This window comes from Methylobacterium frigidaeris, assembly GCF_022179185.1.
Taxonomy (GTDB): Bacteria; Pseudomonadota; Alphaproteobacteria; order Rhizobiales; family Beijerinckiaceae; genus Methylobacterium; species Methylobacterium frigidaeris.
Map to the genome: position 1 here is coordinate 1 of NZ_BPQJ01000439.1, position 219 is coordinate 219.

Below are 219 nucleotides of genomic sequence, written 5' to 3' on the forward strand. Positions count from 1 at the left end.
AACAGGTGTGACATCATTCAACATGTGGTTAAGTCCTCTATCCATTAGTATCTGTCGGCTCCATGTGTCGCCACACTTCCACCTCAGACCTATCAACCTGATCATCTTTCAGGGATCTTACTTCCTTGCGAAATGGGAAATCTCATCTTGAGGGGGGCTTCATGCTTAGATGCTTTCAGCACTTATCCCGTCCGCACATAGCTACCCAGCGATGCCCTT

At 47.9% G+C, this 219-nt stretch carries 1 rRNA gene; it reads right to left on the reverse strand.

Annotated features, from left to right (window positions below):
• Window positions 1-24: 24 nt before the first annotated feature.
• Window positions 25-219 (reverse strand): 23S ribosomal RNA (locus tag MFF64_RS37600); the annotation flags it as partial.